Source organism: Gardnerella sp. KA00771 (genome assembly GCF_049244045.1).
Taxonomy (GTDB): domain Bacteria; phylum Actinomycetota; class Actinomycetes; order Actinomycetales; family Bifidobacteriaceae; genus Bifidobacterium; species Bifidobacterium swidsinskii.
The window spans coordinates 1,474,715-1,498,737 of sequence record NZ_CP058368.1; the positions used below are offsets into that span (position 1 = coordinate 1,474,715).

18 protein-coding genes and 2 pseudogenes are annotated in these 24,023 nt (G+C 40.8%); 5 read left to right on the forward strand and 15 right to left on the reverse strand.

Features of this window, described 5'->3' with window-relative positions; genetic code table 11:
- The first annotated feature begins 126 nt into the window (after positions 1 to 126).
- Positions 127 to 1,140 carry a LacI family DNA-binding transcriptional regulator gene (locus HXT57_RS05940; protein ID WP_012914534.1) on the forward strand — a complete coding sequence of 338 codons (1,014 nt, stop codon included), beginning with the start codon at positions 127 to 129 and terminating at the stop codon, positions 1,138 to 1,140.
- 162 nt (positions 1,141 to 1,302) lie between these two features.
- On the opposite strand, the gene HXT57_RS05945 is transcribed toward HXT57_RS05940, so the two are convergent.
- The 3 genes from HXT57_RS05945 to HXT57_RS05955 all read right to left on the reverse strand — a co-directional run bounded on the left by HXT57_RS05945 (position 1,303) and on the right by HXT57_RS05955 (position 5,232).
- Positions 1,303 to 2,646 (reverse strand): ABC transporter substrate-binding protein, encoded by a 1,344-nt coding sequence (locus HXT57_RS05945; RefSeq protein WP_012914535.1) that lies wholly within the window; start codon positions 2,644 to 2,646, stop codon positions 1,303 to 1,305.
- A gap of 272 nt (positions 2,647 to 2,918) precedes the next feature.
- Entirely contained in the window at positions 2,919 to 4,334 is a 1,416-nt protein-coding gene (locus HXT57_RS05950; protein WP_119522953.1) for an ABC transporter substrate-binding protein, read from the reverse strand.
- A gap of 187 nt (positions 4,335 to 4,521) precedes the next feature.
- The gene (locus tag HXT57_RS05955) at positions 4,522 to 5,232 is read right to left on the reverse strand and encodes a histidine phosphatase family protein (RefSeq protein ID WP_064621493.1); all 711 of its coding nucleotides are present in this window, start codon (positions 5,230 to 5,232) and stop codon (positions 4,522 to 4,524) included.
- Positions 5,233 to 5,401: 169 nt separating this feature from the next.
- Here HXT57_RS05955 and HXT57_RS05960 point away from each other — a divergent pair, with 169 nt between their 5' ends.
- Positions 5,402 to 5,857, forward strand: coding sequence for a DUF4235 domain-containing protein (locus HXT57_RS05960; protein WP_064621498.1), 456 nt, complete (start codon positions 5,402 to 5,404; stop codon positions 5,855 to 5,857).
- A gap of 66 nt (positions 5,858 to 5,923) precedes the next feature.
- Positions 5,924 to 6,705: pseudogene (locus HXT57_RS05965) on the forward strand (nitroreductase family protein).
- A gap of 35 nt (positions 6,706 to 6,740) precedes the next feature.
- Here HXT57_RS05965 and HXT57_RS05970 read toward each other — a convergent pair.
- Both HXT57_RS05970 and HXT57_RS05975 read right to left on the reverse strand, forming a co-directional pair.
- Entirely contained in the window at positions 6,741 to 6,998 is a 258-nt protein-coding gene (locus tag HXT57_RS05970; protein ID WP_076003106.1) for a hypothetical protein, read from the reverse strand.
- 48 nt (positions 6,999 to 7,046) lie between these two features.
- Positions 7,047 to 9,083 carry a cation:proton antiporter gene (locus tag HXT57_RS05975; RefSeq protein ID WP_415707549.1) on the reverse strand — a complete coding sequence of 679 codons (2,037 nt, stop codon included), beginning with the start codon at positions 9,081 to 9,083 and terminating at the stop codon, positions 7,047 to 7,049.
- Between the two features lie 283 nt (positions 9,084 to 9,366).
- Between HXT57_RS05975 and HXT57_RS05980 the strand changes: the two genes are divergently transcribed.
- The gene (locus tag HXT57_RS05980) at positions 9,367 to 10,893 is read left to right on the forward strand and encodes an aminotransferase class I/II-fold pyridoxal phosphate-dependent enzyme (RefSeq protein ID WP_102704542.1); all 1,527 of its coding nucleotides are present in this window, start codon (positions 9,367 to 9,369) and stop codon (positions 10,891 to 10,893) included.
- A gap of 114 nt (positions 10,894 to 11,007) precedes the next feature.
- Here the strand turns inward: HXT57_RS05980 and HXT57_RS05985 are convergent, their stop codons facing one another.
- From HXT57_RS05985 to HXT57_RS06010, 6 genes and pseudogenes are all read right to left on the reverse strand, one after another.
- On the reverse strand, positions 11,008 to 12,069 hold the full coding sequence (locus tag HXT57_RS05985) for a LacI family DNA-binding transcriptional regulator (protein ID WP_004108190.1): 1,062 nt from the start codon (positions 12,067 to 12,069) through the stop codon (positions 11,008 to 11,010).
- 29 nt (positions 12,070 to 12,098) lie between these two features.
- The gene (locus HXT57_RS05990; RefSeq protein ID WP_004108193.1) at positions 12,099 to 13,478 is read right to left on the reverse strand and encodes a glycoside hydrolase family 13 protein; all 1,380 of its coding nucleotides are present in this window, start codon (positions 13,476 to 13,478) and stop codon (positions 12,099 to 12,101) included.
- A gap of 32 nt (positions 13,479 to 13,510) precedes the next feature.
- Entirely contained in the window at positions 13,511 to 14,332 is an 822-nt protein-coding gene (locus HXT57_RS05995; protein ID WP_004108195.1) for a carbohydrate ABC transporter permease, read from the reverse strand.
- Entirely contained in the window at positions 14,332 to 15,237 is a 906-nt protein-coding gene (locus tag HXT57_RS06000) for a carbohydrate ABC transporter permease (protein WP_012914542.1), read from the reverse strand. Before HXT57_RS06000 ends, HXT57_RS05995 begins: the two co-directional genes overlap by 1 nt.
- 84 nt (positions 15,238 to 15,321) lie before the next feature.
- Complete coding sequence (locus HXT57_RS06005; protein ID WP_033888414.1) at positions 15,322 to 16,593, reverse strand: ABC transporter substrate-binding protein; 1,272 nt, start codon at positions 16,591 to 16,593, stop codon at positions 15,322 to 15,324.
- Positions 16,594 to 17,578: 985 nt separating this feature from the next.
- A pseudogene (locus tag HXT57_RS06010) lies at positions 17,579 to 18,664 on the reverse strand (alpha-amylase family glycosyl hydrolase); the annotation flags it as partial.
- Positions 18,665 to 18,966: 302 nt separating this feature from the next.
- Between HXT57_RS06010 and HXT57_RS06015 the strand changes: the two are divergent.
- Positions 18,967 to 20,229: an MFS transporter gene (locus HXT57_RS06015; protein WP_102703482.1), complete on the forward strand. Its 1,263-nt coding sequence runs from the start codon at positions 18,967 to 18,969 to the stop codon at positions 20,227 to 20,229.
- A gap of 44 nt (positions 20,230 to 20,273) precedes the next feature.
- On the opposite strand, the gene HXT57_RS06020 is transcribed toward HXT57_RS06015, so the two are convergent.
- From HXT57_RS06020 to HXT57_RS06035, 4 genes are read right to left on the reverse strand one after another with little or no spacing between them, the layout of a single operon-like run.
- Entirely contained in the window at positions 20,274 to 20,798 is a 525-nt protein-coding gene (locus tag HXT57_RS06020) for a hypothetical protein (RefSeq protein WP_102703483.1), read from the reverse strand.
- 27 nt (positions 20,799 to 20,825) lie between these two features.
- Complete coding sequence (locus tag HXT57_RS06025) at positions 20,826 to 22,037, reverse strand: ABC transporter permease (protein WP_103014047.1); 1,212 nt, start codon at positions 22,035 to 22,037, stop codon at positions 20,826 to 20,828.
- Positions 22,021 to 22,731 carry an ABC transporter ATP-binding protein gene (locus HXT57_RS06030; RefSeq protein ID WP_102703485.1) on the reverse strand — a complete coding sequence of 237 codons (711 nt, stop codon included), beginning with the start codon at positions 22,729 to 22,731 and terminating at the stop codon, positions 22,021 to 22,023. Before HXT57_RS06030 ends, HXT57_RS06025 begins: the two co-directional genes overlap by 17 nt.
- Entirely contained in the window at positions 22,728 to 23,630 is a 903-nt protein-coding gene (locus tag HXT57_RS06035; RefSeq protein ID WP_102703486.1) for an efflux RND transporter periplasmic adaptor subunit, read from the reverse strand. Before HXT57_RS06035 ends, HXT57_RS06030 begins: the two co-directional genes overlap by 4 nt.
- Between the last annotated feature and the right edge of the window lie 393 nt (positions 23,631 to 24,023).

Sequence of the window (24,023 nt, forward strand, 5' to 3'; positions counted from 1 at the left end):
CAGCAAAATTTGCTAAAATAGAAATGTCTGCAAACGTTTGTTTGTTTCGAACTATAAAAGTTCGCACTAAACAATTAAACACAAGGCTGTGCTACACGTTTGTTATACGCGAATAAAGGAGTTCACATGTCGGCAAATATTCAAGATGTAGCGAATAAAGCTCATGTGTCAGTTTCTACTGTGTCGCGTTCATTTACACGACCAAACTTAGTATCTGCATCCACTCGCAATAAAGTATTGGCCATTGCTGAACAATTGAATTTTTCTATTTCGAAATCTGCAGCAGCACTAAAATCTGGTAAAACCTTGCGCATCGCTTTATTGATTAGCGATCAAATTCGTCTATGGTTTTCTGCATCTATTATTCAAGGATTGAATCAAGTATTCCACACAGCTGGATACGATTTGTCAATTTTTCAGATTTCCAGCAGCAAAGAGCGTAGCGAATTTTTCACAATGCTCCCAACTAGACGTAATGCTGACGCTGTTGTTGTGTGCTCCTTTGACGTAAATACCGATGAAATCGCACAACTTAAATCAACAGGTGTGCCAATTGTTGGCATAAACTGCTTATATCCACAAAAATGCGATTTTGACGCGACTATCAATATTGACGATGACCAAGGTGCAAGACTTATGGCACGCCACTTAATCGGTTTAGGGCATCGCAATATTGCATATGTACGCACAACTCGTGACGTTTCACTACATTTCAGCGTATTGCAGCGTTACCATTCTTTTATTGATGAATGCCAAAATAGCGGAATCACACCTACAGAAATTGTGGCACCTGCTAATTCTGATCGCATAAGCGCCATAGTTTCTATGCTTCTTGGAAGTTCAATTATGCCAACAGCAATTGCATGCCAAGAAGATGGTATTGCAATACCGCTTATGTTTCAGCTTGCACGCAGCGGGTATTCTACTCCAAAAGATGTGTCAATTATTGGTTTTGACGATAGTTTTTACGCGCATGAAACTGGCTTAACTACTATTAGACAGGATCCAGTTGATATTGCTTCTACTGCGGCAAATATCACGCTTGCGCTTATAAACGCAGAGGAAGTTGAAGATCCATATCGCATTGTTCCAGCGCAACTTATTGTGCGTTCGAGCACAGCTGCATTATTAAAAGAGTAGACCTTTTATAGTTTTCTAGAAAATATCGAAATAACAAAATATCGAAATAACAAAATCCGCTAGGACTTAGCACTATGATGTGCCAGTATCCTAGCGGATTTGCTTACGTCACCTTTGCTTGCTTACGTCAGCAGGTATAACGTCTGTTTGTTTATTAATGGATCAGTTGTCATCTTCGTGAGCCTGAGAATATTCCTTAGCCCAACCATCCACGAATGCTGTCTTGACCTTATCCCACTTGCCGGTGCCCTGAGCGTACTCAAGCAAAGCGGAGCCAAGGTCGTTCTTCCAGTTATCAGATGGCATTACGGTGAAGTTCCAGCTTACTGGAGTCTTACCAGACTTAGCATCTTCAACGGCTGCTTGAGTCAATGGGTTGTCGGACTTGATATCTGCGAAGCTCTTGAATGGAGTAGTGAAGCCCATCTTCTTAGACAAAGCATCCTTACCAGCATCGGAAGTAAGCAACCACTTCAAGAAGTCCTTAGTTGCCTTCTTGTTAGCATCAGACGTCTTCTCATTTATGCACCAATAGTTCTCAGAACCAGTTGCCAAGCCTTGCTTCTCTTCGCCCTTAGCACCAATATAAATTGGAAGCATACCAAGGTCTTCAGCCTTCATACCAGCCTTGGAGAGGTCACCCCAAGCCCAAGTACCATTCTGGTAGAACACAGCTTTACCCTGGGAGAACTCAGCATTAGCATCTTCACCAGTCTTGGAACCAATCTTTGTTGCTGGTGTAGTGGAATCAGTAATGTAAAGATCGAAAATCTTCTTATAACCGTCAAGGAAGCTACCCTTTACCTTTGCAGGCTGCTTGGTAACATGATCTTCCTTGAACTCATAGTACAAAGGAAGATTTGCAAGGTGGGTCTTAAAACGCCAATCAGAGCTGGAATCAAAACCAGCAGAAGTAAAGGCGCCTTCAACGCCAAGATCTGACTTGTGCTTTTGAATATCATCTGCAACAGCCTTCAACTTATCGAAGGAGTTGATTTCTTCAGCAGACTTTACCTTAGCATCCTTAAGCTCGGTGTACTTCTTAAGCAAAGCCTTGTTGTAAATCAAGCCGTAGGTTTCCATTGCATATGGAATACCAACAACCTTATCTCCATCCTTCAAAGCAATATCCTTGTTCTGAAGTTGGCTATAAAGCTCAGTATCCTTCAAATCAGCAGTGTAATCCTTCCAGCTTGCGTAACCAACTGGACCGTTGATCTGGAAGAGTGTAGGAGCTTCATTACCCTTGCTGATTTCACTCTTCAAAGACTGCTCATAAGTTCCGGAAGCAGCAGTTTGAACCTTAACCTCAACACCTGTTTTCTTGGTGTATGCCTTAGCTACTTCCTTCCACTGATCTGCAGCTTCTGGCTTAAAGTTCAAGAAGTAAACCTTACCTTTAGCAGAGCTGTCACTTGAGGAGGATCCGCAAGCTGCAAGCGCGCCAAAAGCCATTGCCGAGCAAGCTACCAGTGCAATTGTTGATTTAATTGTACGATTCATCATCGAACCTTTCTCCTATGCCGACAATCCCGTCATTGGACTGCCACACCTCTCGGTGTCCTTATCGACAATATTTATTATGCCTCAACTGCTGCAATATTGCAAACGATAGCATAAGTAAATTGACGCGTGTCATTATAAAAACACTACCCACTAATATATTCGATAAAATTAGCACGTATTTTTGGCAATAATTAAAGGGATTGCACAACAATTTAGCAAACGATTGTGCAACCCCTTGAGGATTATAGTTCAAAACAAATTATTTAATTAAGCTAACTCTGCCCATGAGCAATCTTATATTCCTTAGCCCAGCCGTCAACAAACGCGGATTTAAGAGTAGTCCATGCCTTATTAGCGCCAATAGAAGTCATACCGTCTTTTGTTGCTTGAGCGTATGTAAGCAAATCAGAGCCAACATCGTCTTTCCAACCGTTAGATGGCATAGTAACAAACACCCACTTAACAGGCAATTTGCCAGGCTTAGCAGTGTAATCAACAGCAGCCTGAACTAGAGGATTTTCTGCTTTAGGGAAACCTTTGAAAGGAGTAGCAAAGCCCATTTTATTAGCCAAAGCATCCTTACCATAATTTGTAGTAAGTAACCAATTAAGGAAGGCATTAGTTGCTTCCTGATTCCGCCTTGAAGCCTTTTTATTAATGCACCAATAATTTTCCGAACCGGTAGCCATGCCTTGTTTCTCTTCGCCCTTAGCACCAATATAAATTGGTAGCATGCCAACATCGTCAGGCTTTATGCCAGCTTTTGAAAGATCACCCCAAGCCCAAGTACCATTCTGGTAGAACACAGCTTTACCAAGAGCAAACTCATAAACAGCATCCTCGCCAGTTTTAGTACTTAACTGGCTTACAGGAGTTGTGGAATCAGAAATATAAAGGTCAAAAATCTTCCTGAAATTATCAACATAGTCGTAATTAATTGACTGAGGCTGACCATTAACGTTATTCTTAACGAATTGATAATACAAAGGCATATTTGCAAGATGCGTCTTAAAACGCCAGTCGGAGCTTAAATCAAAACCTGCGGACGCAAAAGCACCGTCAATACCAAGCTCATCCTTGCGCTTTTGCAAATCGTCTGCAACAGCCTTCAACGTAGCGAAATTAGTTATTTGATCTTCAAAAGATTTGCCGTTTTCTTCTGGTTGCAACTTTGCATCTTTAAGATCCGCATACCTAGCAAGCAAAGCCTTGTTGTAAATCAAGCCGTAATTTTCAGTAACATATGGCACAGCAACCGGCTTACCGTTATCCATAAAAGCAAGATTTTTATTGCTAAGTTGCGTATAAAGAGGGGAATTAGTTAAATCAGCAGTGTAATCCTTCCAGTTAGCGTAGCCAACAGGACCGTTAATCTGGAATAACGTAGGCATGCTATCTGGATTATCTTTATATTTCTCAACTTCGGTTTTAAGTCTCTTTTCATACTGACCGCCAGTTGGTGTAACTATGCTTACTGTAACACCAGTCTGTTTTGTGTATTCTTTAGCAACTTCTTCCCACATAGCAGTAGCTTCAGGCTTCAAGTTGAAGAAAATAACCTTCCCATTAGCAGACCTATCGGCATTTGCGCCAAAAGACTGAGAAAAACCAAAAGCAGTAAACGCACAAGCCGCCAAAACAGCGCAAACTACTAGCGCAATAATCGACTTAACCGAACGACTCATCATCGAACCTTTCCATATACTGCTAATCTCTTACGAACTAACTAATTACTGCTATTGAATACTATTTAAATCACCGTAGTGAGCTAATATTACAGCAAACGCAAGACTCAAATATATAAATATCTTTGCAAAAAATTTGCGCAAATCGCACTAAAATATATGAAAATATCTGAAATTTTAAAACCGTATTTCAACAATTCCAATGCACAATTACATTGTCGCCTTTATACGTGCCCAACACAGAATAATGCGCGGTATCCATACGAAGAAGTCGCGCAAAATCTGGGTTTATTCCAAGCCAGCGCGCAGTAAGAATACGCAACACATGAGCATGCGCAACAACAAGCACGTCCTTACCTAATTTCAATTTAGGCATTGCCATATCAATAATCTTTTGAGTACGATCCGAAACCTCTTGCAAGCTTTCTCCAGAAGTCCTGTGCACATCCACTGTCTCTCCACTAGGAAGCACTTCTTTAGCATCACTAACCATGTGAAAAGGAAGAACTTTAGGACCATGTTTCCACACATCCCACGCCTCAACTCCACTTAGTTTAGAAATATCAGCGCGCGTGCGACCCTCAGCAGCACCATAATCCCACTCCAGCGCGCTATCGCAAATTGTATACGAAGCAAATCCAGCAAACTGAGCTGTTTGCTGCGCGCGACGAAGCGGGCTTACAAGCACACAATCCTCATCAAAACCTTTTGTGAACACACGCTGCAATCTAGCACCAGCCTCTTTTGCTTGCTCAACACCAACTTCAGTAAGAGGCAAATCCGTGCGCCCAGTATGCTGACCAGACACACTCCAAGCGGTTTGACCGTGACGAAGTAACACCAAGCAACCCTGCTTCGAGCATTCTTTCTGAGAGGATTCTTTAGTGCCGTTATTTTGCATAGTCTTCACATTCCTCACCAGCGCCATGTACACACATCGCACTGGACGCCTAGCAGCACGATTGCTTTACGTAAGCATTTCTTAACTTGCAGCCACTTTGCCGCAAATCAAGATTACTGTTCCATGGTACCGCCAAAATTGGTATTTCGTTACCATTAACATAGAAAATATGACGCAATTATCATCGGCTAATACTAAAACTCAACGAAACCATCGTGTGACTCAAGCTACCGTGCAACGACTGAATGCAGCGAATCGTAAGATTGATGCGCTTCGCGAGCGCCGATTAAAAAATCCAAATACTTTAGGAGATTCGTTGCTTAAAGCCGCACTTCCGTCTTTTGCAACGTTTATAGCTGGACAGATTGCGCACTTAATATGGGAAAAACATGTTGATACTAGAAAAATCAATTTAAACTCTAATAATCGTCCTAACAATCTTTCTAAAGAAAAAATCACACAAAAGCAACGTGTTAAGCAAGAAGAACCATTGCTAATGTCTCTTGGATTTGCAGTATTTTCTGCGATTCTTACTACGATTGTTGGTCGCTTAGTAAGTCACGGAACCTTGTCTTATGTTGCGCGGAGGCAAAGAAAGCGACAGTTTCGAAAAAATAAATTCTAATTTTGAACAAATGAAACTAAATGCAGAAATAATCGAAGAATAAGGAAAGTAAGGAATAAGAATAACGTGCAAAACTTACGTCACAACGAAACTATTGATACTCTACTGAACCGCCGATCTATTCGCGCTTTTTGCAGCGAAGCAATTGACGAAGATACAGTCGCGACTCTTGAAACCGTGGCTCAACGCGCTGCTTGCAGCCAGTTTTTGAACGACTGGTCAGCGATTAAAATTACGAATAGCTCAATTAAGCAGAAGCTTTCCGAAATTGGCAATCAAACATATATTGCTACAGCTCCGCTGTTGTACGTTTTTATTATTGACCAGCACAGAAACGCTGCAATTGCACAAAAAATGGCATCGATACAGGCAGCGACGAATTTATGCTTAAAACTCGTTACCGCTTTACTCAAGCTCAAAACGACGTCATTTTGGCACTTCACACCATGGAAACTGCCGCGGAATCTTTGGGTCTTGGTTGCGTAATCCTCGGTTCAATTTTGAACAGTAGAACTCAGCTTATTGATATTTTGAATTTGCCTGAATACACGTATCCCGTGCTCGGTTTGGCAATTGGTAAGCCTGCACAAAATCCGGAATTAAAGCCGCGCATGAGTACTAGCATGCAGATTTTTGAAAACACTTACCCTGCTGACGATGCTGAATTACTAGAGAATCTTGCCGATTTCGACAATCGCGTGCATCAATATTACGATTTGCGAAATACTAGCAGACCGGTTGACGCTTTCAGCGCGCAAATTCTTGCTATAGCAGCAGACGATATTGCCAAAAAACACGAAGCAGAAGATGTTGAGCAGGTTGCAAGGCAAGGTTTTAATGTTGCATAAGATTTAACACCGTTTTAATTTAGTGCCGTTTTAACTTAGCGCCGTCTTGGCTTGTACCCGCGCTTTCTAGATTTAGGCTTCGTGCTTGCGGATGGCGAGCGCATATCGGAATACATGCGATTTACTGGGTTTTTATGCGTCAAATGCCAGCAACCACAATATTCACAAGCATAAACCCATAACTGTGTTCCACGCTCTCGCAAACTTTGCTCCGCTGCCATAAGAGCCTGCCCTTTATTCTTGTACATGATTTTTTGGGTAGATTCGCAGCGCCTCGGAGTAAAGAAATACATAGCTTTTATGGTAGCAAACCGCTTAACAGTTTATGATACGTCCAATAATTACATATCCACGTTAGCATCAACGTTCATAACGTACACGTTATTGCGCAATTGCCGCTCTTGCATTCGCGTAATATCTCCATCTTCGTACATGTCATGAATTATACGTAACTCTATTGCGTAACTTTCACGCTTTACTTCTTCAATATTTTCGATTAAACGCACGCTCAAGCTCACATTAGGTCTAGAACGCAACAATCGTTCAACACTCCTGTACTCGCGCAAAAGTGCAGAACAGTACTCAGCTGCGTATTCCTGATTGCTCATGACATTATATAGTCGTTCAATAACGTGCTGAATAACTTCAATATGCAACTGACGAATATGCACAAAAATAACGTCTTCTTGTAAGAGTAGAGCTGTTCTGCGAATCATATTACTTACTCGCATTATGACTGTTCCAATACGACGCTGTAATGCTCTTAACCTTCCGCGAACATGCCACATGAGGGTTCCCAACTGCCTATCAGTGTGAATGTGACGTAAAGAATTCATAATTTGATCCAATAGACGCTCACAAGCTTCAACCTCCAGCAATTCCTGTTTCGATAAAGAACAAGCTTGCTTCAGCTTACGCAAACGCTGCTTAATATAATCTTTTTCCCAGTTAAGAGTTTCAATGCGCAAATCCAAATATTCTTTGGAGTCCCTATGCCCAATATTTTGCTTTAAACGTTCAATTCGTTCGGTATAAGAGTCAACAACAGACAATACTGCACGACGATTTTCGTTAGTAATACTAGAGGTTAATTCTTCAACCGTACGTCTAAGCACTTCAATGGCAATAGGAGTAACTTCCTCAAGTTCAGTATCGTTCTTTTTGGGAGAAATCATGGGTAACAAGAAGTTCGCCATAAGTAGCGTAACCACGATTACTACTCCCGATATAAAAATAAGTTCATTCCTAAGTGGAAACTTCACCGGTAATGTGAACATTAACGCTAAAGTTAAGGTTCCTTTTGCTCCACCTAAAGTCATAATTACAGCAGATTTTAATCCGCCTGTTAATTGGAATTGAGAAGATCTTGCGATGCGAACCATAGTGACCATCCATAAGAACCTCATGCCAACAACCGCAAGCAACGTTACAGCAATAATAGCCACAAGCAACAGGTTATTAACACCATAATCATTCCAACTTGAACTTACAACTTTTGGCAAAGCAATGCCAAGAAGAACAAAAACTGCACCATTCAGCCCAAACGAAAGAACACTCCACACGCTATTGGCAACAATATTAGTGCGCGAAACATTCGGACCTACTCCAGAACGATCAAATCTTGCTAGTAATCCTGCGGTAACTAACGCTAACATTCCAGAAGCGCCAACACCTTCAGCACCCATGTAGAGCAGGAACGGCAAAAATAGTTCCATTAATATTCTTGTTTTTGTAGTTTCCCAACCTAAAGATCTAATCTTTTCAAAAAGCCAGTTTGCAGCTAATCCTACAAATACGCCAATTGCAATTCCACCAAAGAATTTTGATGCAAAACTGCTTAGTGCTGGCGTTATATCGAAAACACCAGATGCAGCAACAAGAACTGCAAACTGGAAGCCTACAATTCCGGACGCATCATTAAACAGTGATTCACCCTGTAGTACGCTAAATTGTTTGTCAGTAAGCGATACTTCATGACTTAACGCACTTACTGCCACAGCGTCAGTCGGCCCCAGAGCTGCCCCTAACACAGCTGCAGCAGCAATCGGTATAAATGACCATATTGCAGGTAAAAGCACAGCAACCGCAACCATAGTTGCCAGTACTAAACCAACAGCAAGAGTTGCTGAGTATTTAAATGAAGATAATAATGCTAACTTATTTATCTCGCGCGATTCAAAATAAATTAAAGGCGCAACAATTACAATCATAAAAAGCTCTGGATCAAGAGTAACGCTTGGGAAGAAGGGCAGTTCTGAAGCTATAACACCCATGGTTATCTGCACAAGCGGCACTGAAACTCTCGGTATAAAACGCTCCAAGAATGACGACAGCACTACAACCGCCATGATGTACAGAATTAGCTCAAAAACTGGCATACTATTATAACTCCCCCTGTTTATTTACCTTATTTTTCAGCTTATCGAAACATGGCAACTAATATAAAATTTATTGAAATGCAAAATAATTTAAAAATAAAGAGGAACTTGTTCAAAAGTTCAATATAAATTCAAAATAAATTCAATTTTTACTTTGCAAAATACAAATTTGCGCGTAAAATCATCACTAAAAATATAAATAGTTCAATTTAATACTTATATTTTGAACTTTGCTATAAACTTGTTCAATTTATAAATGCCGATTTTACAAGAAAGACAGATTATGGCACAGAATTTTGCTGATGAGCTTAAAAAAGCTATGAAGCGTAAGGGGTACAAGCAGATTGACGTAATCGAGCTTGCAGCAAAAAACGGTCATAAGCTTGGCAAAAGCCAGTTAAGCCAGTATTTAAGCGGCAAAACCGAGCCTCGCAAAGACGTACGTAACATACTAGCTGAAATTCTTGGAATCAGCGGCGACGGAATTAAAAGCGGTCATTCTTGCGCAAAAATCGAGCAGAACTGCCAGTCTGCAGAAGAACCACAATTAAATCAGCCACAGCTTACAGAAGCTGAACTTTCCCAAACACTCAAACATAGAACCTTCAACAAATCCACCAAACTTGAGCACGTGCTTTACGACGTTCGCGGCCCAGTTGTTGAAGAAGCAAACCGCATGGAAGCGAACGGAACGCATATTCTAAAGCTCAACATTGGAAATCCTGCGCCTTTCGGATTCCGCGCTCCAGACGAAGTGATTTACGACATGCAACAGCAGCTTATTGACTGCGAAGGCTACTCGGATAGTCGTGGACTTTTCTCCGCTCGCAAGGCGATTATGCAATACGATCAGCTTAAGGGCATTCCAGGCGTGCAAATGGAAGATATTTACACTGGAAACGGAGTTTCCGAGCTGATTAATCTTTCTATGCAAGCGCTGCTTGATTGCGGCGACGAGATTCTTATCCCAAGCCCGGACTATCCTCTGTGGACTGCGTGCGCGAGCCTGGCCGGCGGCACTCCTGTGCACTACATGTGTGACGAAAAGTCGCATTGGTACCCAGATATTGCCGATATTCGCTCTAAAATCACGCCTCGCACTAAAGCAATCGTGATTATTAACCCAAATAATCCTACGGGTGTGCTGTATAGTCGCGAAGTTTTGGAAGAGATTGTTAAGATTGCGCGCGAGTTTAATTTGATTATTTTTGCAGACGAGATTTACGACCGTCTTGTTATGGACGGCAAGAAACATATTTCGATTGCTTCTCTTGCTCCAGACGTGTTCTGCGTAACTTTTAGCGGACTTTCTAAGTCGCATATGATTGCTGGCTTCCGTATTGGTTGGATGAGTCTTTCGGGAGATAAATCCAAGGCTCGCGACTACATTATGGGTCTTAATATGCTGTCTAATATGCGCTTGTGCTCGAACGTTCCTGCGCAGTCGATTATTCAGACTGCTTTGGGCGGATACCAGAGCGTTGAAAAGTATTTGGAGCCAGGCGGACGCGTGTATGAGCAGCGCGAGTATTGCTATAACGCGCTTCAAGAGATGGATGGCGTAAGCGTTGAGCGGCCAGACGCTGCTTTCTACATGTTTGTAAAGCTCGATCCAAGTCGATACAACATTCACGACGATGAACAGTTTGCTCTTGATTTGCTACGCGATCAGAAGTTGCTGATTGTGCACGGCAAAGGCTTTAATTGGCAGACTCCAGGCTACTTCCGCGTAGTCTACTTGCCGCGCTTGCAAACGCTTCGCGACGCAATGAGCAAACTCTCTAACTTCCTCTCCTACTATCGCCAGTAGAAAAAATAATTTTATATAAACAAAAAAATTATGCATATAGTGCCACGCTAAAAAAACTTAACGTGGCACTATATTTTTCATAGGAGGAAGGAATCAAAGTATTTACTACGCAGCCTATTCTCTTATAGATGCTGCTGGGCCAATTGACTCACGCAGCAGCACAGTAATAGGTAGACATACGTGACGGGATGATGCTCGTTCATACCCAGCATTCAAAGTCTCTACTATATATTCAGCAGCTAAACGTCCTTTAGTTGTAACAGGCTGTTTAACTGTTGTCAACGGTGGATTACTACATGCAGACTCATCTAGATCATCAAAACCTGTAACAGAAATATCACGTGGGATTTGCAAACCAAACTGTCTAGCAGCATCCATTACTCCAAACGCAATAACATCACTAAAGCAGATGAACGCAGTTGGGAATGCAGAATTATTTTGTTTAGTTATTTGTGCAAAAGCTTCTTTTCCTCCAGCACGAGTGCATGGCACTTCAATAACATTTTTCTTATCGACCAGTGGGGCTATTCCATTCTCTTCTAAAGCAGAAATCACACCATCAATACGGCGACGAATTGTTCCATGCCAAGAAAGATACCCATCATCATTGCCTGATTCTGGAGAAATCACCACAAAATTGCGATGGCCCAATGAAATAAGATGCTCAGTTAATTCCTTCATAGCGCGCGTCTCATCAATATTGATACTTGGAGCCTGACTATGCACCTCACTGTCAACAATAACAAATGGCTTTCCTTGCTGCATAAGAGCTTCAACTTCACCACGATCTTCTTCTAAACCAGTTACTATAAAACCGTCAACTGCAGCATAAGGAATTGCTTTTAACATAGAATTACGAAGTGGAGGCACTAAAAGAAGCGTCAGTCCCTCTCGCTCACAGATTTGCCCAATACCTTGAATAAATTCCGAATAGTATGGATTTTCTAGCACTCGCCCTAATTGCTGTGGTAGTAACAATCCCAAACTATTTGTCTTTTGAGTTCGCAGCATATAAGCAACAGGATTACGCACATATCCTAGTTCCTTTGCAACTGAAAATATGTGTTCTACAGTTTCTGATGATAAGCGATCAGGAGTATTATACGCAAAGGAGACAGCAGATTTAGAGACACGCGCTGCATCAGCAATATCCTGCATTGTAATTTTCTTTCCCATGTCTCACACTTCTTACTTCTACATTATTTTTACTGTTGAGCTTGCAATACAATCATAGAATTATCTTTATTGGGGCGCCAACTATTTCCAACAGTTACACCATTTATAATTCGCCAATTATGATTTTGCAATTGTTGAGGTAGCTTCGATGAATTATATTCTACCAAATTATTACGTGAAATAATCATCAAAAGAGATTCTTCCTTATGCTCTCGAGAAATAATGACAGTATCTTCGTCAACAGCGTAACAACTTTGCGTGCCTCTTCGCAACGCAATATGATCACGCCGCAATGCATTTAATTGAACAATTGTACGGAATATTTCAGCATTTGCATCAAGACTATCCCACTGCATACCAGAACGGCACCCTGGATCATTATCGCCAACCATACCAAGCTCATCACCGTAATAAATCATTGGAGCACCTTCGCAGGCAAACATGCAATAGTACGCGGTTATGCAATCCTCAGTATTATTTTGATGCGCAGTTAAAACACGCTCAGTATCGTGGCTACCCAACAAATTCATCATTCCATGGTGATATCCATACGGTATGCGCTCCTGCAAACGGTTAATACCGTTAACAAAATCGTATGCATTGAATCGCTTTGTCGCAGTAAAACCTAAAACTAAATCACGCAGAGTATAATTCATTGTGCTATCAGTAGTGTCTCCTTGCAACCATTGAGCAGGGTCTCTCCACTCTTCAGCTATCAAACATAATTCCGAATTTTTTGCTTTAACAACTTGCCTAAAGTCCTGCCAAAATTCTGGATAAATAAAATATGGAACGTCAAGACGATAGCCATCGATACCTTGATCAATCCAATATCTTGCAACATTAAAATGATGCTCACGCACCTTTGGATTAAACACATTCCACTTCGGTAGATATTCACAACCAGAACAGGTTTTATAATTAGGCACAGGCAATGACTTAACTGGAAAGTTTTTCACTGAAAAATAATTCACATATTCTGAATTCTCTTCATTTTTAACAACATCTTGAAACATCCAATGAGTTTTACCACAATGATTTAAAACTGCATCTAGTACTATACGTATATTCCGCTTATGCGCTTCATCTACCAATGTATGAAAATCTTCAAGCGTTCCTAAAAGTGGATCGATTTTGAAATAATCGTTTGCATCATAACGATGATTTGTTGCAGCAGAAAAAATTGGATTCAAATAGAGCGCGTTGCACCCTAAATCATGAATATAATCAAGTTTTTCTGTAATTCCAGCAATATTACCGCCTAAGAAATTCTCACGCGTAGGCTCAGCATCCCATGGATCAAGCGGCACATGACCTTCAGTTAGCATACCGTAGCCTTCACAACGATGGAAACGATCAGGAAAAATCTGATAAAATCTTGCATCAGGCAACCACTGTGGTATAGACATAATAAACCCCATCCTTAATATTTCTACAATTTCTAATCTTTCATACCCGTATTTGCAATTCCTCTAACGAGCGCACGTTGGAAGAAAAGGAACACAATGATACTTGGTATTGTTGCAGTCAAAGTTCCTGCCATCAAATAATTCCAAGAGGTTCCATAACGCCCTACGAAGGATGCTAAACCAATCTGGATTGTACGAGTTTCATCCGTATTCGTAACCAATAACGGCCAAAGGAAATCATTCCACGCAAAGAGAAAACTGAAAATACCAAGCGTCGCAAACGCTGGATATGACAATGGAACAATCAGTTTGAAGAATATTCCAAACCTGCCACAACCGTCAATGCGCGCTGCCTCATCAAGCTCTCGAGGAATTGTTGCAAAATATTGGCGAAGTAAAATAATGCCAAACACATCTGCAAGTCTAGGAACAACCAAAGCATACAGCGTATCAACCCACCCCAAATTAGCGACTATCTCATAGGACGGAATAACAATCACAAAATTAGGAATCATCAATGCAGAAAGCAGCAGAATGAATATTGTTTTCTTCAAAGGAAATTCTAAGCGCGCAAAAGCGTAGGCAGCAAAGGCATCAAATATTAAATGTCCTACAACAATTCCTACCGTCATCAATAGCGTATTCCAGTAATATTGTGCAAACGGCGCAGCTTGCCAAGCGTGAATATAGTTTTCCCAATGCCATGATGTAGGAAAAATTGAAGTATTCGTGTATGTTTCAGCACGCATTTGCAAAGAAGTAGTGAACATCCACAAAAATGGAATGATTACTGTTGCTGAACCTAAAATCAGAATCGCATGACGCGCCAAACGCGACCATAATGATGATTTCATTATTCTTCTCCTTGTGCTCCAGAAACTTTCCATTGAACCATCGTCACGCCTAGCACTAGCGCAAGTGTAATAAACGCTATTGCTGTTCCATAGCCAAAATCACCAAGCTTGAACGCATCCCGATACATCATCATGCCAAGCACTTCCGTGCCTCCGCGAGGCCCACCACCCGTGAGCATGTATGCAAGGTCGAAGGATTGGAAGCTCGTCACCAATGCCTGAACTACTACAAAAAACGTCATTGGAGACAGCAATGGGAAAGTAATCTTCCATAATTTTTGCCACCCAGTAGCTCCATCTAATGCAGCCGCTTCATACACACTTTTTGGCAATGCTTGTAACGCAGTTAAATACAAAATAGCGTTAAAACCAATATTTTTCCACACGGTCAAAAGAATTAATGCAATAAGCGCAAGCCAGCGATTTTGTAACCAATCTGGTCCGTGTATATTGAATTTCATCAACACACTGTTCACGAATCCAGAAGGATCGAGCATATATTTCCACACAATGGCTGCAGCCACAGAAGATGTAACCACTGGAAGGAAGTAAATACTACGATAAATACTCCTACCTCGTATAGGTGCATCAAGCAAAAGCGCGAGCAACAATCCAGTCAGCACACTTAATACACATACACCAGCAGCATAAATAATTGTTACCATTAAGCTGTTGAAAAACTCAGGATCTTGGAAAAGACGAGCATAGTTTTCCAAGCCAATAAATTTCTTTTCTGGAGAGAATCCATCCCACGATGTTAGTGAAATATATACAGCAGACAACACAGGGTACAGCACGAAACCACCAATAATAAGCACTGCTGGCAACAAGAATACCGCAGCACAAATTACCTGATCTTTCTGGTAGTGCCTGTGCGCAGACTTGAGAAAATGACGTTTTTTCATTACATACTCCTTGATGCAAAGAACTCCGATAGCTGAGCCAACTTTATTTCATTCGACCCAGCTATCGGCACAGTATTTATGCAATCAGCCTTTGGCAATCACGTCGTTTACTGCCTTTTCAGCATTCGCAAGCGCTTCGTCAACACTCTGCTCTCCAGCGAAAGCCTTCTCCACAGCCTTTGCAAATTCGAAGGAAATCTTTGGATACAATGGCGTATTTGGACGTGTATGAGCAATCTCCATTTGTTCCACAAACGGAATTAAACGAGGCTGTTCCTTCTTAACCCAATCCAAATACTTATCAGACTTTGCAACACTCTTCGTTACAGGAAGCATGCCAGTCTTTTGCGACCACTTGATCACCTGTTCTGGCTGCAAGAACCAATTCAAGAACTCGCCAGCAGCCTTGGCACGAGCGTCAGAATTGTGGAAGACGATTGCTTGTTCACCACCGAGATTGGTTGCCTCCTTACCATCCTTTGGATGAGGGGCTTTTGCTACACCGAAATCAAATGGTGGATCTGGCGCCCAGATGCCAACCATCCAGCTACCTTCCTGAGCAGAACCACCCTTGCCCTTTTCAAATTCGCCCCACTTAGCATATGGGCTCACGCCGCTCTTGATGAGATCCATCCAGAAGTTCATAGCCTTCTTGCCTTCTGGCGTATTGAATGCAGCCTTAGAATTATCCTTCGTCAAGAATTCGCCGCCAGCTTGCCACAAGTTGACCTGGAAGTTCCAAGTTAAACCTTCGCCGTTATCTCCTGCTTGAGTAAGCAAATCATACCCTGGCTTGCCCGTCTTTTCCTTGATTGTCTTGGCAACTTTCTTCAACTCATCCCATGTTTGCGGTGGCTTGTTAGGATCTAACCCAGCTTCTTTATAAACATCCTTGTTGTACATGTACGCAAGATTATTGGCAGTCACTGGCACAGAAACTTGTTTGCCGTCAATATGACCATAGTCAATCAATGCAGGAGTCACATCATCGAGCGTTTTCGAGCTGATAACCTTAGAAAGATCAGTCAAATTGCCCATTTTTGCAATCTGTGGCACCCATACCAAATCACTTATAGAAATATCTGGCAAGCTCTTCGACGAAGCCGATGCACGAAGCTTCGTCATAAAATCAGAATTCGGGACGCTCGCAGTCTTAATCTTAATATTTTTATGCGAAGCATTAAAATCCTTCACCATTGCATCAAAGGTATCGGCGTTAGCGCCATCCCAATAATGCCAAATGGTAAGCGATGTTGCACCATTAGCGTCGGACGATTTCGTACTACCGCACGCACTTACGCTAACAATCATTGCAGCAGCACCAATCAGTGCACATATTTTTGTAAGTTTCTTCATTGTAACCTTCTTTTTATATTCATACGTTAACTTGCACTCATTTTGCATTTAGAAAATGGATGACGAACGATTCTCTAAAGCATCAGAAAACAAACTAATAATTTTTTTATTCTTTGTTGTATGACTACATAACAAGCAAACAGTTTTTTAATTGCCACAAACACTGGCTCATATAAATCTACATGTCATGTTCATACAGACACCAAAATCAAAAATGCATGCTTGTTTCTACCTCCTCCCCTCCAACTCCGAAGGCATTATCTTTAGACACCCACTGTTTGTCATCAAGCAATGCCTTAAATTGGAACTTTTTACCTTTAGGTATTCTTTCCATTTCAAATTCCCATATGTCGTTACCCAAATAATGACATGCACGACCATAATTCCAAGAAAGTGGATAAGTATCTCCTCTTACAGTTAGCGAATGACCTAAAGGAACATTCGCATGAACCATAATCTTCGTAAGATTCCGACGAACTGGGTGATACTCAGAAGTAGACGTCTCTGCGGCAAAAATAGCGACATCATGCGAAGATAACAGCACCTTAATCTGTTTACCGGTTACCCCTCCTGGCACAACAGTTGCTTTACGATTCGTATTCATCATATCTGTCAAAACAGTTCCTACAGAGATATGACTTTCTGCTCTAAGAGGTATAGTAACCATCTTTTCACCCCAAGTATTATGAGCAACTGTAATAACCTCATCGCTATTATCCTTGGCCATACGAGAGAAAGCATACACATCTTTGGCAGACCACATCTCAAGTTGACGACCTGTCCTCAATGAAGTGTGCTTACGACGAATCTCTGTTAATCGTTTAATATGCTGGTATAACGGAGATTTAGTGTTAAACGATTTCATATCTTTACGATTATCCTTATTTGCAATAGGGACTTCTGAACCATTGCCATTACCGTCATCAGCCTGTTCAGTGCCATAATAAATAATCGGCAAACCACGGGTAGTCATCATAAACGACAAGGCAGAACGTAAACGTTGATAATCATCATTTGCCCAAGTCAAAAACCTTGCTCTGTCATGATTATCAATAAATGTCTCTAATTGGTTTGGATTCCTATATTTCGTATCCTGCGAAAATAGCTTCCCTAAGTCACGCATATCCGTGTCTGCTGAAAAAGTTCTACGCACAGTGAAGAAATAAGGAAAATCTAATGCACCCCATTCGTAGTTTTGGTAATCAGCAACATAATCAACATCACCAACAAATATTTCTCCAAATGATGGAACCCCAACTTCTTTCTCAAATTTCTTTAACCAAGGTTTCGGGATAGAACGAGCAGCATCTACTCTCATTCCATCAAAGCCCATATCAATCCAATCTTTATATGTCTTAATAAGATATTTAGAGACTTGCGGATTAGACTGATCAAGATCATCTAAACCACCAAGATCACATTGCTCTATATCAGACTGCGATTCAGTATTATCGAATTTACAATCACCAAAATGATGATAAAATGCTGGATTATTCAAAAACCCTTCTGGATGATATGCCCCATTATATTTACGAGCATAAGCATCAAGATAGTCTGACGTGTGATTTGGCACAACATCGAGAATCATCTTTAATCCACGATTATGAGCTTCATTAATAAGCCTTTGCAAATCAGCTCTACTACCAAAATGTTTATTTGGTGTTGCAAAATCTTTAGTGAAATAACCATGATAGCTTGCTTCTTTACCGTCTTTTGACAACGGTTCTTGTTCAGACACAGGAGAAATCCAAATTGCAGTAACACCCAACCCTGCTATATAGTCCAAATGATTAGTTAGACCTTTCCAGTCGCCACCATGATAAAAACCTAAATCATTAGGGTTATATTCACCATGACCAAAATCATTGTTGGATGAATCACCATCCGCAAATCTATCAACTAAGACTTGATAAATAACATCACCTTCTTCCAATGGTCGCACACTATGAGCAGTGTTCGCAAAAGCAGAAGTAGGTGAATTAAAAAGTAACATTAAACTAATAAAAAATGAAACTATAAAAAATAAAAACCTACGCATAAATGCGCTAAACTTCATCGCTCGAGAGTTCATTTCAGTCTCCTTTGAACCGTAATGTTAAACTCTTGTAAATCAATTTACTACATTGTTAAACAAACGTCAATCCCTTAAAATAATTACATGTTATCTACTTGCTACGCTTGCAAACACTTCGTGACGCAATGGGCAAACTCTCTAACTTCCTCTCCTACTATCGCCAGTAGCCGCAGCCCCTGCCTATAAACAGCAATAAAACACTAATTTCACTCGCAGTCCAGAAAAAGGTGTATATCAATAGGCATATATCATTCAGAATATGAAAGACATTCATAACATGAAAGAAAAAAGAGAAGGAAATGAACGCTGCGGCACGAATTCGCACGACTCTTATTATATCCGTTTTATCGCTTAATGCTTTTCTTTTAACAAGCTGTAGATTTGGCGTGAGTCTATATCTTTTAATGCATGTTGACTTATCTCACGCAGCACTTAACGCAGTGTCCGTAGCACTTATGACCTGCATAGCAGCACCACTTGGCGGCATTATCGCAGATAAATATCCACCAACTAGATTGTTTATAGCTCTAACGTTCTGCTTTGCCTTGCTGTGCACTGGATATGGTTTCGCTTTAGTAGCACAGCATAACCTTATTGCTATTATGGTTACGCTACTCGGCATAATATTCGGGTTCTTTACTGCATTTTCTTCACCTAATCAAAAAGTATTGATGGCGTATAGTGTACCAACTGGCGAAAAAACCAAATTTTTAGCAAGCATGCGCATGTGGATTAATCTCAGCAGGCTTGCTGCACCTGCAATCACTGGCATATTTGTTGATATATGCAATCCTCTCATTTTCTTTACGAGCATTGCTATTGTGATGATATTAGCGGCGCTACCTCTACTGTTAGTTAATCTAAACCAGCAAGCACAAAATAGCGCAAACAATACGAAAACAGGAAGCAATAAAACTGCTGGTTTTGCAGCCTCTCTACACTATATGAAATCTACACCATGGTTAATAGTCTTAGGAGCAGTATCAGCATTACAATCTGGATCATGGCTTGCTGCATTTAGACTAATGGGAGCACACCATTGTCTCACGCTTTTTCATTCGGCATCCACATGGGGATCAATAGTCAGCATATTTAACATTGGCATGATTGTAGGTTCAGTATTATGCAAATATATTGTGCTACATTATGAGATTTTATACTCCATTTTATTACCTGGATTCCTTTCTATTCCTTTACTTATTTTCGCACTTAATAATTGGATTGCTCTTTTTCTTTGCTCTGCTTTCATTGCAGGTATTATTTTTGACGCCACTATTGTCTATGGGCAAACAGCTCTTCTCGACGGCATACCAACACGCATTCTCGGCGCAACTACTACTTTTACTTCTATTATGGAGCAATGCGGCATTATCGTAGGGTATGCAAGCGTACTAGCATGGGGAAATCTAAATTCATCATTATTCATAATGATTGCTTCTGGCGTAATACTTATTTCAACAGGTATAGCCTTATGGATTATTCAAGCTCGTAAACAAACATACCCATCAATGCTTACCAAAGATTATTGGACACCATCAACATGGGTAAAAAGAAGCATATAACAAGCCATTTAGCGCGACAGCGCAACAAAGCTATACAAATGCAATTACATCACAGGACAATTAGTTTGCACATCCTGTTGGAATCCTGATGGATCTCCAAGTTTTGCTTTACGCATGTGCTCTTTGAAAAAGTTTCGCGTTGCATCATCACAACGATCTGGACCCATAAACGGCATGCTAGGCACTTTTTCAAGCTCATGCAAAGCTTTACTTGCCGCTTGTTCATCACTAGCATACGTGTCTAGCCATTGCCGCTCCCAAGCACACTGATAATAATTAGATGCTTGCGTATCGCCATATCCACTCTGGAACTGACTGTCTTTTTCTTCTCCAACCAAGTTTGCAGGAGCTTTATATTTTTCAGGCCAACTAAGCTTTGCCACAGATTCCTGATATTCCTTCTCTATATGAGCAAAATCAACAATCTCTCTAGGCGAACTATTTTGCGAGCGCGCGCCACCCATACCACTCGCATTATTGTTGTCTACTCCTCCACAAGCATTGAACATAAGAAGCGCACTAAGCACACCAACAATAAGAGTTGCTTTACCAATAGTATGATTATTCATTATTCCTTCTTTCTTATTTTTTGAAAATTAACGCAATGCTAATGCTGGTTGTAAACGCGATGCTTTTATTGCCGGCACCACACTTCCAGCAAGTGCTGTGATAAAAGCCGCAATAACAGCTCCAATAGCGGCTTCATATGGGTAAACTGGCGGACTAACTGGGCTTGATGCATCCCAAAAACTTGATGCTATAGACACAAGACCAAAAGAAACAGCGACGGCAGCAATCGAGACTATTAGTGCTAAAATAATCGCACTGCCTAACACGAGTGAAGCAATCGACCATCTAGTAGCACCCAAAGCTCTGCGTATAAGAAGTTCATGTGTGCGCTGCTCCAACGATGCTAAACCAATATTGATTAAACCTAGCGCGGAAACAAAAAGCAATAATGCTGCTACGATAGCAAAACTTAATTGCAATACTGTTATCACATTCTCGTAATCATCACTATTATCATGTCTTCTAATTTCGTTTACTTGCCCACCACAACAGTCATAAAGAGCATCTGAAACATAAGATTTAATTGATTTTTGAGAACGATTTTCTTTATTTAACCAGTAGATTGAGCCGTGAGTTTCTTTTTCAGAATATTCCCAAAGAGTTGGAGCGTAACGTAACAAGCCTAGAATATTCACGTATGCTTTTGCTGAGTCTACGCCATCGTTCACAACTCCAACAATCCTTATAGGACTCATTTGTGTTGTTTTGCGAGAAGTAATAAATGCTACTTCACCAATCTTGTATCTTTTGCTAGCAGATTGGTTTACTACCATTTCTAATGCGTTGCTTTTAGCGCTATTACTAAACCATCTTCCACTTACAATAGGTAAGTTATAAACTTTATTGTATCCTGACGTAGTGTAAACAGCATCAACATATTGAAGATTGCTAGTTTTATATTCTTCGCTTATTTTTACGCTCTTCAAAGCTGGCATAGAAGCGCTAAACAGTAGCCCAGTGTTTGGTTGTAGCATAACGTTAGCGTTACGATTTGCGGATTCAATGCGATTTAAGAATTTGTTAAATACTGAATATTCGTCAAAATTTTGTGCTGAAAAAGTAATCTCGTATGTTGGTCTACGACCGTTTAGCTGTTCGTTAGTTGCAATAAGATAGTCCTTACCAACCGTGCCAATAAGCACTGACGCAATAACGGCAATGATGCCGATAAACATTGAAAAACCTGTAAGGAAGGATCTCATAGGAGACAGGCGCAAATCTTTAAGCAGCATGATCATAAAGAACACCGCCTTCCATAGTAAAAATGTGAGAGCAAGAACGAGCCACTTTCATATCATGAGTGACTAATAGTAATGTTGTTCCAGATTCTTGAACACGATCATGCAACACTTGAAGCACTTTTTCTCCCGTGCTACTATCGAGCGCACCAGTTGGCTCATCGCAAATAAGTAATTCGGGATTAGTGACGAGAGCACGCGCTATCGCGACTCTCTGCTGTTCACCGCCTGATAGCCTTCCAGGGTATTCATTTAGTTTATCTTGCAATCCAACAGCACATAATGCTTCTTCTATCGTTTTCCTTCTTGTCTGCTTGCTTTGTTGTAGCCCTGCGTACAAAAGCGGCAACTCAACATTTTCTCTAATGCTTAAATGCTTAATAAGCGAATAGTTTTGAAAAACAAAACCAATATTTCTAGCGCGCATATGCGATACTGTAGCATCACTACACTTTTGGATTGATTTGCCAGAATAATAGTATTTTCCAGTAAAATTTTTATTCAAAAATCCAATAATAGAAATAAGACTTGTTTTGCCGGAGCCAGACCTGCCAACTACCGCGTATGTTTCACCTTGATTAAGTAACATAGAAGCAGAGTTGACAGTGGTAAGCCATTCGCCATTGCCTAGTTTTACACGCGCTGACACGTCTTGTAGTTCAACCAGTGGAACAGGATTGTTCTCCATAATCATTGCACTCCTGGAATGAGATCAGGAGAAACACCTGCTACAACATCACCCTCATGCAAACCAGACGTAATTTCAATATTAGCGCCGTCACTGATTCCAAGACCAACTTCTTTACGCTCCCAATTATCGCCTTTCTTGTATGAGACTAATCCTTTTTGGACTCTTCCAGCAACTGCACTAACAGGCAGAGTTAGAACCGATTGTTTATGCTTGCCATTAAAAACAAGCGTCGCATTTTGGCCTGATTCTACTTCTGTGCTTTTATCTATTAAACACGTTAAAACTTTTGACGATACACTAGGCGTACTTTGCGCACTCGACTCATCTGTTTGAGTTGAATCAGCATTATCATTCTTGCTACTACCCGAAGCTGCAACATCTGTAGAAGTTCCACCGCTTTGTACTATTTGCAAACAATTGGTTGGCCCAACACCATCTTCAACTTGGAAGCGACCTTTAACATCTGCAATATCCGCAGAACGAAGTAAAGCTTTTGCGTTAAGGCTTATTGAAAAACCTTCATATTTAAGAGTAAATAGCGGGAAAGATTTAGGCACGTCCGCAGATGATTCAGCCACTGACACAACTTTAGCGTCTACTGGAGCAATAACTTTGTTACCAGCATTGTAGCCTAAAATACTTCCAGCTTTTACAGCACTTCCTGCTTTTACCGATGGAGAAAAATTCCCTCTACTTACAGCAGTGATAACAAAGGTAGACGATTGTTCTATTGTTGCTTTACCCGACACAACTTGTGTTAAAGGCTGTTTTTTGACTGAAATAAGTGGAACTGAATCATGCGATGCCTGCTGTTGACTATCATCAACTGCTCTACCAGCGCATGCAGTAAGCAAACACGCTGGCAGAGCAGCTAACAAGAATACTTTCGTAAACTTACGCATAACACAAAGTTCCTTACTCTCCAAACTCGTAGACACATAGGATGCGTCGAAACAAGCCTCTCAAACTGATCCAAAATAAATAAAAGGCTCGGCAATGCTGCAATTAACGCTTTTATGATTACCACTTCATTTAGAATTTCAGCTCTTGGTTAATAGCTTATAATCGCCGTAAAGAGTTTGCATCATACTAAATGATGATTTTATTTATGATTATTGGAGCTTGCGTAATACCAGAGAATGATTTATTTTGCATAGAGTTTATACACTACTGAGCAACTTGCTTGCGCATAGACGCAACCACATTGTGATTAAATCACTAAGCTTTAATCGAACTTATTCGCTGCGGAGTAACCCCCCGTAAGCTCCAGTAACTACCTTTATACAATCTGCTTT